Origin of the sequence: Lysinibacillus sp. ACHW1.5 (assembly GCF_022014815.1) — a bacterium.
GTDB lineage: Bacteria > Bacillota > Bacilli > Bacillales_A > Planococcaceae > Lysinibacillus > Lysinibacillus capsici.
On the sequence record NZ_CP091777.1, the window covers coordinates 664006 to 680393 of the forward strand.

Here is a 16388-nt window from a genome sequence, read left to right on the forward strand (position 1 = left end):
TTGGAGTAGTGTCTAATAAGAGTTCATATAAAAAAGCCTTTCCATGAATTAAAATGGAAAGGCTTTTTAGATTTATTGAGGTTGCTCATTCGTCGAAGATTCTTCGCTTATGGCATTTCTTTCAGTACGGTTACTAGTAAGACTTGATGAAGATTCATTTAATCCAAGATGATTTTTTAATGTTTCTTTCACTTCATTAACAGATTCTTGATTTAATTGATAATAATATATCCCAGTTGATGTATCATTAGTACCATCTAATGTTAAAGTATCGATTCGTGGTACACCCTCTGATAAATAGGACAAGAAAGATTTCATTTCAGTAAATGTCATATTAGTCTTCATGTTATCACCAAGTGCCTTAATAACATCATCGTATTTTGTTATTGTCTTAACAGAGGCAACTTTTTTGATAATAGCTGAAAGAATCTCTTGTTGACGTTTACCGCGCTCAATATCATTATCTTGTTTACGTGTTCTTGCAAGTGCAAGTGCTTGGCTACCGTTTAACTGTTGTAAACCTGGTTGTAGGTTGATTGTATACTTGTCGAATTCATCTAATTCATGTAAAGCATAAGGTACTTCAGCTTCAATACCGCCTAATGCATCAACTACATCAATAAAAGCATTGAAATTCATACGTACATAATAGTCAATTGGAATATCTAATAATTTTTCAACAGTATCAATTGATGCCAGTGTGCCACCATATGCATGAGCATGGGTAATTTTATCTTTATAGCCTACTTCAGGAATATAAACGTATGAATCACGGGGTATGCTTAGCATTTTAATAGTCTGTGTTTTATTATTTAATGTAGCTAAAACGAGTGCATCGGAACGTGAATGGTCCGAACCCTGTCCTCGATTATCACTATCATCAACCCCGACAAATAAAATGGATACATTATCATGTACTGGCTCTACTTTTTCTTCGCGAAGTGTAGAAACTTCTCGGCCTTCTAATTCTTCATGTGCAGAATCGGCAGCATGCTCTACCTGTTTAGTCAGGTAAACAGCATAAGCCGTTACACAAATTACCAAGCTGGCAACTAATAGAAGTGTAACTTTTATAATTAATGAAGCTTTAGAAGACCTCTTTTTAGTCGGACTAACAGATCTTTTTTTCATAATAGATATATTCTCCTCTAATTATTGGGAATAATAATGCGATAAAGCTAACTTTTATTCAATTTTAACTAAGTAATTGTGTGGACAATAAAATAGCTTAACAAAAAAATTATACTATGCATATTTAGTTTCGACAATTAAAACTATTTAATTGACAATAAATTCTACAAATTGAGCATCTTCGAAAGTGATGGAAGCTTGTCCATTAGTCATTTCTGTTATCCAACTTCGGAACTGTTCCTCGTCCTCTTTTAGCACAGAAACAATGATTTCAACACCCTCCAAATAACGTATTTCCTCTAAAGAATATGATGAACTTCTTATTTCATTTTCGACTTTTCCTAGCCATGTATAATCAATAGCTACTTTCATGAAATGATGCAATTTACGTTCAACTATCTGTGCAGCAATTAATCCCTCTGTAGTTGCTTTTCCATAAGCACGAATAAGGCCACCACCGCCGAGCTTAATGCCTCCAAAATAGCGGGTCACAACAACGACCGTATCTTTTAACCCTTGTTTTTTTAAGACCTCTAACATAGGGACGCCAGCAGTACCACTAGGTTCCCCATCATCATTTGCCTTTTGAATATGATCATGCTCTCCAATAATATATGCGGAGCAGTTGTGTGTTGCATTATGATGCAATTTTTTTATACCATCTATAAAAGAAATTGCATCCTCTTCCGTTTCTGCACGTTCTATATAAGTGAGAAAGCGAGATTTGGAAATGACAATTTCGCTTTCACCATATCCTTTTACTGTTAAATAGTTTTCTCTCATTCGTATCAATCTCCTTTTAACTAGAGTTCTATTCTATAATTTTCATGAAGAAAAAGCATTAAATTTTAGCATGGTAATGCTATAATAGGTGTAGACTATGGAATATGTGATTTTAGTCTATTAAATTAGTAAGTAATCATAAGACATTAGACTGGGGAGTATACTATGTTTTCAAATGATACCTTCGATTTAAAGTCGCTTGATGACATTTTTAATCGAATGTTAGATACAATCATGAGCTCAAAGGATGATATCTTTATTATAAGTGAACAAAGCCGCAGAAGCTTTGAAGATATGCAAAAAGAGCTGGAAATTGTTCGAAAACAAATATCAATCGTAATTGATGATGGCGATGCATTGGAAAAAAGTACGCAGCTTGCTAAGCAACGACTTGTGCTAGTGAGTAAAGCTTTTGATAATTATACCGAAGAACAAGTTAGAGAAGCCTATGAAACTGCACATGATTTTCAAGTAAAGCTCTCCGTTATTAGAACACAAGAAAAACAGCTACGGGATAAAAGAGATGATCTAGAGAGAAGATTAAGAGGATTACTCGATACAATTGAACGTGCTGATCATATTGTTAATCAGGTAAATGTCGTTTTGAATTACTTAACTTCAGATTTAAGAAATGTTGGTTTAGCCCTTGAACAAGCAAAAATGAAGCAGGATTTTGGGATACGTATTATTGCAGCTCAAGAGGAAGAGCGTAAGCGTTTATCGAGAGAGATTCACGATGGACCTGCTCAAATGCTTGCAAATGTCCTTATGCGCACTGATTTAATAGATAGAACGTATCGTGAAAAAGGTATTGAAAAGGCTTTGGCTGAAATTGCCGATTTAAAGAAAACGGTACGTAATGCTTTATCTGAAGTGCGACGTATTATTTATGATCTACGACCAATGGCACTTGATGATTTGGGAATTATTCCGACATTAAAGAAGTATTTATCGACAGTGACTGAATATAATCCAGGTGTTGAAATTCATTTCCAATCGAGAAGTACAGAAAAACGTATACCTTCAAATTATGAAGTATCCATTTTCCGATTAGTACAAGAATGTGTAACCAATGCCATGAAGCATGGAAAGTGTAAAGACATTTGGGTAAAGCTTGAATGGTTAAAAGATGCCGTCAACATTGTTGTAAAAGATGATGGCATAGGCTTTGACCCACAAGTAGTAAAAGATCATTCCTTTGGGATTTTAGGAATGAAAGAACGTATTGAAATTTTAAATGGTACAATCACCATTACGAGTGAAATCAATCGAGGGACAACGGTGTTATTTAAAATACCGTTTGAAGTAGAATGATGTAACTGTCGCAGAAATCTAGGGGGTAAAGACAAATGACAAAGATTATTATTGTAGACGATCACCAGCTATTCCGCGAAGGAGTAAAACGCATTTTAGATTTTGAAGATACGTTTGATGTAGTAGCAGAAGGTGATGATGGTACAGATGTGGTTACGTTATATGCTGAAAATGAACCAGATGTTGTACTTATGGATATTAACATGCCAGGTAAAAATGGAGTGGAAGCAACGTCAGAGTTAATTACTGAATTTCCAGATGCAAAAGTGATTATGTTGTCTATACATGACGATGAAACATATGTTACGCATGCATTAAAATCAGGTGCTCTTGGTTATATGTTAAAAGAGATGGATGCAGATGAAATCGTTGAGGCGATTAAAGTTGTTGCCAACGGCGGTTCTTATTTACATCCAAAAGTAACGAAAAACCTAGTAGCAGAATTTAAGCGACTTTCAGAACATGAAAATAAAGGAAACTTCCATCAAACTGAAATTCGTCGTCCATTCCATTTGCTAACTAAGCGTGAATGTGAAGTATTACAATTATTAACAGATGGTCAATCCAACCGTACAATCGGTGAGACACTGTTTATCTCTGAGAAAACGGTTAAAAACCACGTATCAAGTATTCTACAAAAAATGAATGTGAATGACCGTACACAAGCAGTTGTAACAGCCATTAAAAATGGTTGGGTTGAAGTACGCTAATTGCTAAAACTGTTTTTAAAAGCTACTTTTTATTGAAGTAGTTTTTAAAACAGTTTTTTATTGTTTTTTGGTAATAATTTGTATTGGGCTAACTTGATGAAGAATAGGTCATTCACAATTTTGTAACATTACTATTCATTAGTATTAATATGATAACTAGCAATTCGTGCAACATTTTACAGCCTAATGCGTCATAAGGAAGATGTAGCACCTAAATGTTGAAAATGCACAACAAAATTCCTACGAAAGCATTTATATGCTACAATATGCGCGGGAGGTTTTTTGATGTTAAAGAAAAGTTTTCTAGCAGTTCTAATCTTATTAGTATTGACTGCCTGTGGTAATAAAGATGAGAAGATGAGTGATGAAGAACGAGATAAAGTAATAGAGGATGGTACAGTTGGCTTTGAAATGATGGGTGGAAACGTAGAAAAGGCTGATAATGTACCAGCGGAAGATGAAAAGGCGATTTTAGCATCTTTTGATGAGTATATTGCTGCATTAAATGCTGAAGAAATTGATCGTTATATGAATACAATCTCGAAAAACCCAAAAGGTTTTAAATACGATGAAGAAAAAACATATGCATCAGAAGTATTTGATCAATTTGATATTAAGCGTGAAGTAGAAAATGTAACAATTGCAAAGTATGAATCAGAAGAGGCGCAAGTTTTTGCCAACATGAAAATGCACTCACTTCAGCTTGAGACAAATGTCGAACATGAAAGTGCAGGACGTCAGGTAACAGTCTTTGTGAAAGAGGACAATGATTGGAAAGTGACGAGTGTCTTTTATATTGGCGATGACTCACAGTCAAGTACAGGAAATTAACAGAAGCTATCTTCATTCAACATAACAATTGAGTGAAGATATGCCTATTATACATAGACAATGAATGTGAAATGAAAGCTGCTTACTAGCACAACTCAAGAAGGGCGAGAACGGGAATCCGGCGTTCGTCATTCATTTCACATTCATTTCTTTTTGTTTTCCGTAATTTATGCAAAAGCGCCAGCAACAACAGGTTTTGTCTGTGCGAAAGCAAAGCGCCAGCAACAACAAGATTTTGTCTGTGCGAAAGCGAAGCGCCAGCAACAACAGGTTTGTCTGTGCGAAAGCGAAGCGCCAGCAACAACAGGTTTGTCTGTGCGAAAGCGAAGCGCCAGCAACAACAGGTTTGTCTGTGCGAAAGCGAAGCGCCAGCAACAACAGGTTTGTCTGTGCGAAAGCGAAGCGCCAGCAACAACAGGTTTGTCTGTGCGAAAGCGAAGCGCCAGCAACAACAGGTTTGTCTGTGCGAAAGCGAAGCGCCAGCAACAACAAGATTTTGTCTGTGCGAAAGCAAAGCGCCAGCAACAACAGGTTTGTCTGTGCGAAAGCGAAGCGCCAGCAACAACAAGATTTTGTCTGTGCGAAAGCGAAGCGCCAGCAACAACAGGTTTGTCTGTGCGAAAGCGAAGCGCCAGCAACAACAAGATTTTGTCTGTGCGAAAGCGAAGCGCCAGCAACAACAACGAACAACAATTGCACCAAGTAGAAATAGATTGTAAACTAAGAATTATAGGAGAGTGGACATGGATGAGGACGGCAATCGTAACAGATAGTACTGCATATATTACAGCTGAGGAACGTGCACGCTTAAACATTCATATGATACCTTTAAGTGTTAATATCTCAGGTCAATTATTTGCAGAAGAAGTAGATATCACAGCATCTGAATTTTATGATAAGGTGCGTGGAGCTAAAGAATTTCCTAAAACAACACAGCCTCCAATTGGAGAATTTGTGGCTCTTTTTGAAGAGCTAGCAAAGGATTACGATGAGATAATTTCCATCCATTTATCGAGTGGTATTAGTGGAACATACCAAGGTGCAGTACAGGCTGGTGAAATGGTGGAAGGCATTAATGTTCATGCCTTTGACAGTGAAATATCCTGTGCGGTTCAGGGCTTTTACGTATTAAGAGCAGCGGAAATGGCGAAAGAGGGCCATTCAGCAAAAGACATACTTGCAGCATTAGCGGACATGCAGCAGTCTATTCGTGCTTACTTCATTGTAGACGACTTAGCACATTTACAGCGTGGTGGGCGTTTATCTTCTGCAGCTGCATTAATCGGTGGCTTATTACAAGTAAAGCCTGTTTTACATTTTGTGGATAAGGTAATTGTACCTTTCGAAAAAATCCGAACACGTAAAAAGGCATTAAAGCGTGCAGAAGAATTGCTAGCAGTGGATGCAAAAAAGTATGCAGCGATGGACGCTGTTGTCATTCACGGCAATTGCCCTGCTGAAGCCCAAGAATGGCTAGAGCAATTAGCCGAAACGTACCCAAACGTAAACTTTAAATTGAGCTATTTTGGTCCTGTTATTGGTACTCATTTAGGTGAAGGGTCGATGGGATTAGGATGGACAAAAAAATAACGAATTGTGAGAAGTCTCTACAGCAAAAGTAGAGGCTTTTTTCTATGAAAGGGGAGATTTTGATGAGATATAGGGGTTGGTTGTTGCCCCCAGCATTACGTGATTTTCATGAAGGTCGCATTTGGTTAAAAGAACATTCGCCATTTTCATCTGAAGATATTGAGAAAGCAATACAGCGAAAATACGTCTGTATAATAGAAGGAATTCAAATGAAGCCAGTTATAAAATGCAATCGATGCCACAATACAGATCCGCACCTATTCATAAAATTCGATTGCTCAAAATGTCAGCAACAATGTGTGTACTGCCGACACTGTATTAAGATGGGGAGAGTCAGTAGTTGTACACGATTGATGATTTGGACAGGTCCCAAGACGATAAAAATTAACAAGCATTCATTAAAATGGACCGGGCAATACACTGAACTCCAGCAACGGGCAGCTAATGAAACCTTGGCAAGTGTGAAAGTAAAACGATCCCATTTAATTCATGCAGTTTGCGGTGCAGGCAAAACAGAGATACTTTTCCCATCTGTGTATGATGCATTAAAGCGGGGGCTACGTGTTTGTATTGCTACACCACGAACAGATGTAGTGTTAGAACTGTATCCACGCTTTCAACAGGCTTTTCCTGAAACAGTTATTCATGCTTTATACGGTGGAGCTCCTTACCAAAATGGCTATGCCCAGCTTGTTATAGCAACGACCCATCAGCTCTACCGATTTGACAAGGCATTTGATGTCATTATTGTAGATGAGGCAGATGCTTTTCCTTATACATTTGATGAAACTCTACAAAGAGCAGTAGAAAAGGCTAAAAAGGAAAAGGCTCCTCTGGTATTTGTGACAGCAACCCCATCAGCAGCATTACGCCATACTTTCCAGCAAGAAAGCTACTCTTTTATTCCAAAACGCTATCATAATCATCCATTACCAGTCCCACAAGTGCGTTCTTTATGGGGCTATGAAAAATGCTTCAAGCGAGGTAAAATCCCTAAAAGGTTAAAAAAGTGGGTGGAGGAGCGCTTACATCAAAAGGACCCCTTTTTACTATTTTTCCCGACAATTGATTTAATGAAACGTGCAACACCTCTTGTTCAAGAGTTAAATGAAGACATATTAGCTGTACATGCAGCTGACCCTGAGCGGAAGGAGAAGGTGTTAAAGCTACGAAATAAAGAAGTTCCGGGCTTATTAACCACTACGATATTAGAAAGAGGCATTACAATCAGCAAAGTACAGGTGGCTGTTATTGGGGCAGAATCATTGATATTTACCGCCAATGCCCTCATTCAGATTGCAGGCCGAGTTGGACGAGATGTTCAATTTCCAGATGGGGAGGTCTTATTCTTTCATCACGGCATCACGGCAGAGATGGATGAGGCATGCGCAAAAATTCAATTTTATAATAAGAAGGGATTTTCTGAATGAATAAAATAGAATCTCATTGTTTAATGTGCACCCAGCCGTTAAAAATAACTATTTCCTGGAAAATGATTCTAACCAAGCAATTCTCGCCGACTATATGTGAAAGATGTGCTGCTCGTTTTGTGCCTTCTCAATCTGCTACATCCCTTTATCAATATAATGAGGCGATGAAGGATTACTTACACCAGTTAAAGTTTCTTCAAGATGTGGCTCTTGCAAAGGTATTTCGGCAGGAGCTTCATAATCGTCTCACCAAAGAAAAAGCGATAATTCTACCCATTCCAATGCACCCTCTCAAACAACAGGAGCGTACATTCTCGCATACGGATGAACTATTAAAGGCAGCGCATATTCCTTTTATACAATTATTAGAAAAGACAACGACAGAAACCCAAAGCTCCAAAAATAGAGAGCAACGTATACAAGCAGCTCCACTTTTTCGCTTAAAGGAGGGTGCAGAAGTCGAACATAAAAATTATCTTCTTTTTGACGATATAAAAACTACGGGGACAACTTTACAGCATGCTGAACAGGTTTTAATGCAATCGGGTGCTAAAAATGTCCAATACTTCACATTAATTGAAGGATGAAAATACCAATACATTATGTATAATAGTTAATGAGACAGCATTCGTAGATAAGTTTTCTAGAAAGAGGAGGAAGGCCAATGGCAGAGGTTCGTAATTGTCCGAAATGTAATGAATTTTTTAATTATACGGGAGTCCGAGAAGTGTGTCATAAGTGTGCACAATCAGAGGAGGAGCTTTATCAAATCGTTTATCGTTTCTTACGTAAACGTGAAAACCGTGCGGCAACAGTAGAACGAATTGTGGAAGCAACGGGGGCAGATAAAGACTTACTGTTTAAATGGGTTCGTAAAGGCCGTTTACAGCCAGCTATGTTTCCAAACCTAGGTTATCCATGTGATAACTGTGGTCATCTAACGACTACAGGAAAGCTCTGCTCGAAATGTCAAGATGAATTAAAAGCAGACTTACGGACATTTGAAGCTGCCAAAGAGTTTCGCCAAAGTGTTGAAGAACGTGACCGTGTAACCTATCACTCAGATCGTAAACGTTAATTACGCTAAGTGTGTTAATTTTAAACAAAATTAGCACACTTTTTTCTATGTGAAAACTTAACATTATGTGAGACAATCCGAAATAATAGTAAGATAGGATTTAGAGATGGGGGGTATTGAAATGAAAATTACATCTTATGGAGTTAATGCAGTAAACGCCTATAAAAACCAAGTACGCAATGCAAAATCAAATACAAACAAGGCATCTTTCGCCGATAAAATTGAAATTTCAAAGGCTGCGCAGGAAATGCAAGGGGTTTCAACATACAGTACAGAGCGAGCAAACCATGTTCAACAATTGAAAAAGGATATCGCTTCTGGTGAATACAAAGTAGACGCTCGTAAAGTGGCAGAGGATATGCTGAAATATTATCGTTTCTAGGGAATAGCAGAAAGGGTGTATAACGATATGTCTGTAGAAGCAATTAGTTCTACACTAACAATGCTAGAGAGAATGCATAAAAGCTTACTCGAACTAGCCTTTAAAAAAACAGAAATTATTAAAAGTGGCGATATCGAAGCTTTAGACCAATTGCTCAAGGACGAGCAGGCACATGTAGCGGCCATCGATAAGCTCGAGCAACAGCGTCAGAAACAGGTAACGGACTACCTTGAAGCAAAGGGACTTGCTTCATCTGACAAAACAACTGTCGCGGATGTCATCGAGGCTGCTGAACAACAAGCTGACAAAGCAACACTATCAGCAGTTCGCGAACGTTTAATGCAAATTATCAATGACCTACGAAAACAAAATGATCTAAATCAAAAACTTGTTTTCCAATCCTTACAAGTCGTCAACCTAACATTAGATGCAGTAAGACCCCGTACAGAGCAAATGAACTATTCCAGCAACGAAGTACGTGGAACTAATACCATAGCTAAAAAATCATATTTCGATTCACAAGCATAACAAGGGAGGAAGAAAAATGCGCTCAACATTTATGGGCTTAGAAGCTAGTAAACGTGGCCTCTTCACACAGCAAACTGCTTTATATACAACAGGTCACAATATTTCCAACGCCAACACATTAGGCTACTCTCGTCAACGAGTAAATATGCAAGCTACACCAGGTTTCCCAACGGCTGGTTTAAATTCACCTTACTATCCTGGCCATCTAGGGACTGGTGTCGAAGCAACATCTATCCAACGTATTCGCGATGAGTTTATTGATCGCCAGTATCGTCAGGAAACAAATCGACTAGGTTATTGGGAATCCACAGTAAAATCTATCTCGCAAATAGAAGATGTAATGAATGAACCCTCTCAATATGGAATTAACCAGGCATTCACTAATTTCTGGAAATCTATGGAAGATATTACTAAAGATCCACAATTAATGGCTGGGCGTCAGGTGTTGCTTGCTGAAGGAAGAACTCTTGCAGACTCCTTCAATTATATGGATCGGCAATTAAAGAAGATTCAAGGGAATATCGGGAATGAAATAAAGGTTACAACAGACGTCGTCAACTCGCTTCTTAAACAAATTGCTCATATTAATAAGCAAATTGAAGAGGTTGAACCGAATGGCAATGTGCCGAATGATTTATATGATGCACGGGACTTGTTGGTAGATGAATTAAATAAAAAATTGCCTGTGTCCATCCAACGAGAAAAATCTGGTGGGTTAGCAAACGATGTAGCAGAAGGTACTATTACAATTACCTATGAACCATCAGATGGTAGTCCACCAATCACCTTAGTAAACGGCAGGGAATATGCAACACTTGCTGCTGTGGATAGAAACGGTAATCGTATAGATGGTGAAGAAGACGATCCAGCAACAGGAAGTTTTGCAGAGTTTTTGGAGTTTAGAATTTCTGATATTGGGGAACCACCAACTGATCCGATGGTAGGTCCTTCTACTATTAGCTTTGGTCAACTGCATAAAGAAGGTGGGGGTTTTCGAGCGTTAATCGAAGCTTATGGTCACAGTTATAATAATGGCACAGGACAAGGACTCTATTCCGAAATGATAGCTAATCTGGATAAGTTAGCTAATGAATTTATTACCGAATTTAATGCGATTCATCGAGCAGGTTTTGGACTAAACGACACTGTTGGCAATCGTGATTTTTTCAGTGGTACAACAGCCCGTGATTTTAAAATAGTAATTACAAAACCAGAAGAAGTGGCTGCGTCTGATACAGCAGGTGAATCTGGTAATAATAAAAATATGCTTAAATTAGCAGAGTTACAGTCAAAGACAAATGCCAATTTAGGCCAAGCCACATTCCAAAACTTCTATAGAGGAATAACAGGGGACTTAGCTGTCAAAGGAAAAGAGGCAGAAACTAATTTTAAGAACTCACAGGCATTACATTTACAAATCGCTAATAATCGAGCTGCGATGAGTTCAGTTTCTTTAGATGAAGAGATGACCAATATGATTACATTTCAACAAGCATACAATGCTAATGCACGTATGATTACCGTAGTGGATGAAACACTAGACAGAATTATTAATGGAATGGGACGAGTAGGACTATAATCGCTACCTGAAAGGAGAGTTATCGATGCGTGTTACACAATCCATGTTATCTAATAACATGTTACGGAATTTAAATAACAGCTATGGAAAAATGTCCAACTATCAAAATATGTTGACTTCTGGTAGGAAATTCAACAAACCATCTGAGGATCCTGTTGCAGCAGTGGTGGGCATGGGATACCGTGTAGATCTCGGTAAAAACGAACAATACCAACGTAATCTAAGTACAGCGAATTCATGGTTGGATTCAACGGATTCAGCATTTAATGAAGTTGGTTCTGCATTAACCCGTGTCAAGGAACTGATTGTCCAGGCTGCAAATGATACAAATGGGAAGGAACGTCAAAAAATTAATGCAGAAATGAAACAAATTAAGGAGTCTCTCCGAGATGTTGGTAACACACAAATTGCTGGGAATTATATTTTTTCAGGTACACATGTAGATCAGCCGCTCTATACGGATAAAATAAGTCCACAAAATCCAGCTATTACAACATTGGGAAAAGAGAAAAATATTGAGATTGATGTGTTTGACGGAATTAGAATGTCAGTGAATACACCAGGTGCTGAGTTATTCGGGGAACTCGATGACTTTATGGCTCATGTGATAGCTACTTTAGATGATGATACTAAAACAAGTGATGAAGTGAGCGCAGCACTTGGCTTACAAGTAACAGATGGTGGTGGGGCAACAATCCCGGCACTAGATAGTGTTCATGAAAAGACATTGAAACTACAAGCTGATGTTGGAGCACGTCAAAATCGAGTTGAACTGATGGGAAATCGTTTGAAAATTGGTGAAGAACATGCCACAAAGCAAATGTCGCTAAACGAGGATACAGAATACCCTGAAACGATTACCAATATGGTAACACAAGAATCTATTCACCAGGCAGCTCTATCCGTAGGAGCAAAAATTATTCAGCAGACTTTAGTCGATTTTATTAGATAAAATCGACTAAAGCTCTTTTAAAAAGTAATATAGGATGAATTAATCGATTATCCAAATGATGAATTTAGATATTTTAAGAAAGATGTGATGCGTATGAAATTGCCACAAATTCAAATTCGCACAACAGATATTCAAATGGATTGGCAAAAACAGGATCCTATCCAATACATTAAACAACCTTCAGCTGAATTATCTATTTCTCAGCCAGCTGCAATTCTTGAAATGAGTACAACACCAGGTAAATTGACAATTGACTCTTCGGATGCAAGAAGAGATTTAGGATTTTTTCCAACTGGTGAAATGATAGAGCGCTATGCACAGGAGGGGAAGAACGAAGCTGCAAAAGGTCTTGTGCGCCGAATGCAAGAAGGACGACAAATGAGAGAAAGTGCTGGTAAAGGTCAAGAAGGCGCTGTTATTCAACAAATCGCTAAACAAAATCATGGTCCAAAAAGAGCAGGTCCATATAATATTGAATTTGTTCCTTCTGTCGGTTCAGTGAAAACGAATTATCACCCTGGCAAACTAGACATAAATATTACACGTCGTTATCCACAAATTAATGTACAAGTAAACAAAGTAATACATGCTTACACACCTGGTAAAATAACAGGAACAATGATACAAAGACCACGTGTTGATATCGATGTTCTTCGTTAAAGAGAAAATACACAAAAGAAGGGTTTCTATAATGAAAATAAATTCGATTTTTTTGGGGGAAATAGAAATTGCGGAACAAGATATATTAGTTTTTGAACATGGCTTAATGGGCTTAGAGGAGTATAAGAAATTTGTTCTTCTCCCTCTGGATGTTGATTTACCATTAATCCTATTGCAATCAATAGAGTGTGCAGAAATTAGTTTTATTCTTGCGTTTCCTTATGCTTTTAAAATAGATTATCATTTTGATATAAGTGAAGAGGATAAAAAGGAGCTACAAATTGAAAAAGAAGAGGATGTAGTTGCTTATGTAATCATTACATTCAAAGAACCCTTTGAACAATCTACATTGAATTTATTAGCACCAATCGTTATGAATAATAACAAAAAGCTTGGTAAACAAATAGTACTACACGATAAAGATTATCCGCTGCGCTATCCAATCCCAGTGTTAAAAGGTAGGGATAAATAATGCTCGTATTATCAAGGAAAAAAGATGAATCTATTATGATTGGTGATCAAATTGAAATAAAAATATTAGCTGTTGAAGGAGAACAAATAAAGCTTGGGATTATCGCTCCAAAAGCAGTAACCATCCATCGTAAAGAAATATTCGAAGATATTCAAAGACAAAACAAAGAGGCATTAGTATTAAATGTTGATTTATTAGATCAATTAAAAAAATATAAATAATATGGACAAAGGAAGCCTGAAAGATTTCTTTCGGGTGTTTCTTTGTGTGGTAAATACTAAATGAAAGAGGATTAACAATGAAGAAACAAGTATTGCAGCCTACTTATTTTGAAAAATTCTCTTGTATAGGTCCAGCGTGTGAGGATACTTGCTGTGCGGGATGGAAGTTAAGTGTTGATAAACGCACTTTCCAAATGTATCGAAAAGTAACAAGTGGATCGATTGCTAAAGATTTACGCACGAACGTAACAAGAGAGCGCGCAAACCCATCAGATAGTAACTACGCTAAAATAAAATTAGACGAAAATATGAACTGTTCATTTTTAAATGAAGATAAATTATGTAACATTTTTATTGAGCTCGGAGAAAATTTTTTGTGTGATACATGTACATTTTTTCCAAGACAAATTTCAGCTATCGAGCAGCGTGTAGAAAGAGATTTGAGTGTAGCATGCCCTGAAGCTGCGAGATTAATATTGTTAAATCCAGATGGCATTGACTTTGTGATGATGGAAGATGAATTTGCTAAACATACACTATTTGCATACCCGGATGTGACGAGTCGTTTTTGGGATATGCGTATATTTGTTATTCAAATACTTCAAAATCGCCAAGCTTCCATTGAATCTCGTTTACTAGTATTAGGAATATTCATGAGAAAAATGCAAACTACTGAAGAGGGTGACTGGGAACAGCGGCTACCTCTTTATATAAGCGAATGTAACGATATTTTAAATCGTGCAGCGTCTTTTGGTATACACAAATATTTACCAAGCGATGAAGAAATGATTAATATTATATACCGCCTTCTAGAATTCCAAAAAGAATATGAGCTATTTAATCGCCGTTTCGATGAATGTATCGCACAGTTAGAAGAAGGTTTACAATTAAATGGTGGGGATACAGTAGAGCAGTCAGTTGCTTTGTACAAACAGTCCGTACAAAACTATTACAAACCTTTCTTTGAAGAAAAAGACTATATTTTAGAAAATTATTTAGTGAATTATGTGTTTAAAAATAGCTTACCACAAAGTCAAATGAGCTTTGTGAAGGAATATGAGCAATTGTTTATGTGGTTTTTATTTATTAAAGGTACGTTAATAGGTTTGGGAAGTTATCATCAAGGCTTATCGGAGGAAATCGTATTAAAATTCATCCAATCTTTTACGAAGACATTAGAAAATAATAAGGATTTTAGAAAACTAATGAAAAGTATATTGGAGAGAGAAAATGACTAGCATTCGATCACCATATAAATGAATGTCTATGTTTGACGAAGTAGTGAAGTTTGAAATAAATTAATAAAATAATTTATTAAATATATTAAACATTTTAAAAGCATGTCGATATAGAAATTGTGGGAAATAAAAAGTTGAAAAACGCTTTGTTTCCAAACAACCACAAGGACGTGGAAATAAAAAACATTCAAGGAGGAATTCCAAATGAGAATTCAAAATAACATTGCAGCGTTTAACGCACACCGTAACTTAGCAAACAATACTACAAATACGAGTAAACACCTTGAGAAATTATCTTCAGGTTTCCGTATTAACCGTGCTGGAGACGATGCAGCAGGTTTAGCGATTTCAGAAAAAATGCGTGGACAAATCCGTGGTCTACAAATGGCTTCTAAAAACGCACAAGATGGTATTTCATTAATCAAAACTGCTGAGGGTGCGTTAGAAGAAACACACGCAATTTTACAACGTATGCGTGAGTTAGCTGTTCAAGCATCTACTCAAACGAATGAGCGCGGTGATGATGCTACTAAAGCAGCATCAGCAGCAGCAAAAACAGCATCAGCAGCATCAAAAACAGCATCAGCAGCAAGTAAGGGAGCGTCAGCAGCTACTAAATCACAATCTGCTTCAAAAAAAGCAGCATCAGCAGCATCAAAAACAGCATCAGCAACAGTTAAAAAAGCATCAGCTGACGCAATGAAAGCAGCGGGAAGCCTTGCATCAGCAGCAGCTTTAGAAGCATCAGCAGCAACACTTAACGGTTCAGCATCGACAATTAATGGTTCAGCAGCTGTACTTCAACAGTCAGCAGCAGAACTTAAAGGCTCAGCTGATAACATCAATGCATCAGCAGCTGTACTTAAAGCATCAGCAACACTTATTTCAGGTAAAGGTGCTGGGAATAAAGATACTGTAGCAAATAAAGACGTAGGTAAAATTCAAGAAGAATTATCAGCATTACGTAATGAAGTAGATCGTATCGCTGAACAAACTGAGTTCAATAACATGAAGTTATTAGATGGTACGTACCAAGGTAAGAAATTCCACATCGGTGCAAACACAGGTCAAAACATTGAAGTAAATATTGCTGAAATGGGTCTTAAAGGTCTTAATTTAACAGATGATCAAGGTAAAAATTTAATGGAAATTACTTCTCGTGCAGATGCGGATGCAGCAATCAAGAAAATCGATGATGCTGTGACAAAAGTATCTGTTGAGCGTTCTCGCTTAGGGGCAGTACAAAACCGTTTAGAACATACAGTGAAAAACTTAGGTACATCAGCTGAAAACTTACAAGATGCTGAATCTCGTATCCGTGATGCTGATATGGCAAAAGAGATGATGGGCTTCACGAAGAACAACATCTTAATGCAAGCAGCACAATCTATGCTTGCACAAGCAAACCAACAACCTCAAGGTGTTCTTCAATTATTACAATAAGAAATTTAGAAAAAGCCTTCTTTTTGAAGGCTTTTTCTTTATATTT

The 16388-nt window shown here is 37.3% G+C and carries 18 protein-coding genes; 16 read left to right on the top strand and 2 right to left on the bottom strand.

Annotated elements, in window-relative coordinates; all coding sequences use genetic code 11:
* Positions 1-72: 72 nt before the first annotated feature.
* Both L6W14_RS03030 and L6W14_RS03035 read right to left on the bottom strand, forming a co-directional pair.
* Entirely contained in the window at positions 73-1131 is a 1059-nt protein-coding gene (locus L6W14_RS03030; RefSeq protein ID WP_004227597.1) for an LCP family protein, read from the bottom strand.
* A gap of 147 nt (positions 1132-1278) precedes the next feature.
* Complete coding sequence (locus tag L6W14_RS03035; protein ID WP_131520838.1) at positions 1279-1914, bottom strand: YigZ family protein; 636 nt, start codon at positions 1912-1914, stop codon at positions 1279-1281.
* 165 nt (positions 1915-2079) lie between these two features.
* Between L6W14_RS03035 and L6W14_RS03040 the strand changes: the two genes are divergently transcribed.
* The 16 genes from L6W14_RS03040 (at position 2080) to L6W14_RS23140 (ending at position 16342) form a co-directional block, all read left to right on the top strand.
* Positions 2080-3228, top strand: a complete 1149-nt coding sequence (locus tag L6W14_RS03040) for a sensor histidine kinase (protein WP_131520839.1) — start codon at positions 2080-2082, stop codon at positions 3226-3228.
* Between the two features lie 35 nt (positions 3229-3263).
* Entirely contained in the window at positions 3264-3938 is a 675-nt protein-coding gene (locus L6W14_RS03045; protein WP_131520840.1) for a response regulator transcription factor, read from the top strand.
* 285 nt (positions 3939-4223) lie between these two features.
* Positions 4224-4769: a DUF3225 domain-containing protein gene (locus L6W14_RS03050; RefSeq protein WP_004227588.1), complete on the top strand. Its 546-nt coding sequence runs from the start codon at positions 4224-4226 to the stop codon at positions 4767-4769.
* Positions 4770-5516: 747 nt separating this feature from the next.
* Positions 5517-6359 (top strand): DegV family protein, encoded by an 843-nt coding sequence (locus tag L6W14_RS03055; RefSeq protein ID WP_131522742.1) that lies wholly within the window; start codon positions 5517-5519, stop codon positions 6357-6359.
* A gap of 44 nt (positions 6360-6403) precedes the next feature.
* Positions 6404-7789, top strand: a complete 1386-nt coding sequence (locus L6W14_RS03060; RefSeq protein WP_237899311.1) for an ATP-dependent helicase ComFA — start codon at positions 6404-6406, stop codon at positions 7787-7789.
* On the top strand, positions 7786-8376 hold the full coding sequence (locus L6W14_RS03065) for a ComF family protein (protein WP_237899312.1): 591 nt from the start codon (positions 7786-7788) through the stop codon (positions 8374-8376). The genes L6W14_RS03060 and L6W14_RS03065 overlap by 4 nt, the downstream gene beginning before the upstream one ends.
* A 77-nt stretch (positions 8377-8453) precedes the next feature.
* The gene (locus L6W14_RS03070) at positions 8454-8867 is read left to right on the top strand and encodes a TIGR03826 family flagellar region protein (RefSeq protein ID WP_036076801.1); all 414 of its coding nucleotides are present in this window, start codon (positions 8454-8456) and stop codon (positions 8865-8867) included.
* 121 nt (positions 8868-8988) lie between these two features.
* Entirely contained in the window at positions 8989-9249 is a 261-nt protein-coding gene (gene flgM, locus L6W14_RS03075) for a flagellar biosynthesis anti-sigma factor FlgM (protein ID WP_016994952.1), read from the top strand.
* Positions 9250-9276: 27 nt separating this feature from the next.
* Positions 9277-9777 carry a flagellar protein FlgN gene (locus L6W14_RS03080; RefSeq protein WP_131522738.1) on the top strand — a complete coding sequence of 167 codons (501 nt, stop codon included), beginning with the start codon at positions 9277-9279 and terminating at the stop codon, positions 9775-9777.
* A gap of 16 nt (positions 9778-9793) precedes the next feature.
* Positions 9794-11356 (top strand): flagellar hook-associated protein FlgK, encoded by a 1563-nt coding sequence (gene flgK / locus L6W14_RS03085; protein ID WP_237899313.1) that lies wholly within the window; start codon positions 9794-9796, stop codon positions 11354-11356.
* 25 nt (positions 11357-11381) lie between these two features.
* Entirely contained in the window at positions 11382-12308 is a 927-nt protein-coding gene (flgL, locus tag L6W14_RS03090; RefSeq protein WP_237899314.1) for a flagellar hook-associated protein FlgL, read from the top strand.
* 93 nt (positions 12309-12401) lie between these two features.
* Positions 12402-12968, top strand: a complete 567-nt coding sequence (locus L6W14_RS03095; RefSeq protein WP_237899315.1) for a DUF6470 family protein — start codon at positions 12402-12404, stop codon at positions 12966-12968.
* 31 nt (positions 12969-12999) lie between these two features.
* Positions 13000-13440: a flagellar assembly protein FliW gene (gene fliW / locus L6W14_RS03100; protein WP_237899317.1), complete on the top strand. Its 441-nt coding sequence runs from the start codon at positions 13000-13002 to the stop codon at positions 13438-13440.
* The gene (csrA, locus tag L6W14_RS03105) at positions 13440-13661 is read left to right on the top strand and encodes a carbon storage regulator CsrA (protein ID WP_237899319.1); all 222 of its coding nucleotides are present in this window, start codon (positions 13440-13442) and stop codon (positions 13659-13661) included. The genes fliW and csrA overlap by 1 nt, the downstream gene beginning before the upstream one ends.
* A 77-nt stretch (positions 13662-13738) precedes the next feature.
* Complete coding sequence (gene fliB / locus L6W14_RS03110; protein ID WP_237899323.1) at positions 13739-14899, top strand: flagellin lysine-N-methylase; 1161 nt, start codon at positions 13739-13741, stop codon at positions 14897-14899.
* Between the two features lie 204 nt (positions 14900-15103).
* Positions 15104-16342: a flagellin N-terminal helical domain-containing protein gene (locus L6W14_RS23140; protein ID WP_269897325.1), complete on the top strand. Its 1239-nt coding sequence runs from the start codon at positions 15104-15106 to the stop codon at positions 16340-16342.
* The last annotated feature ends 46 nt before the right edge of the window (positions 16343-16388 follow it).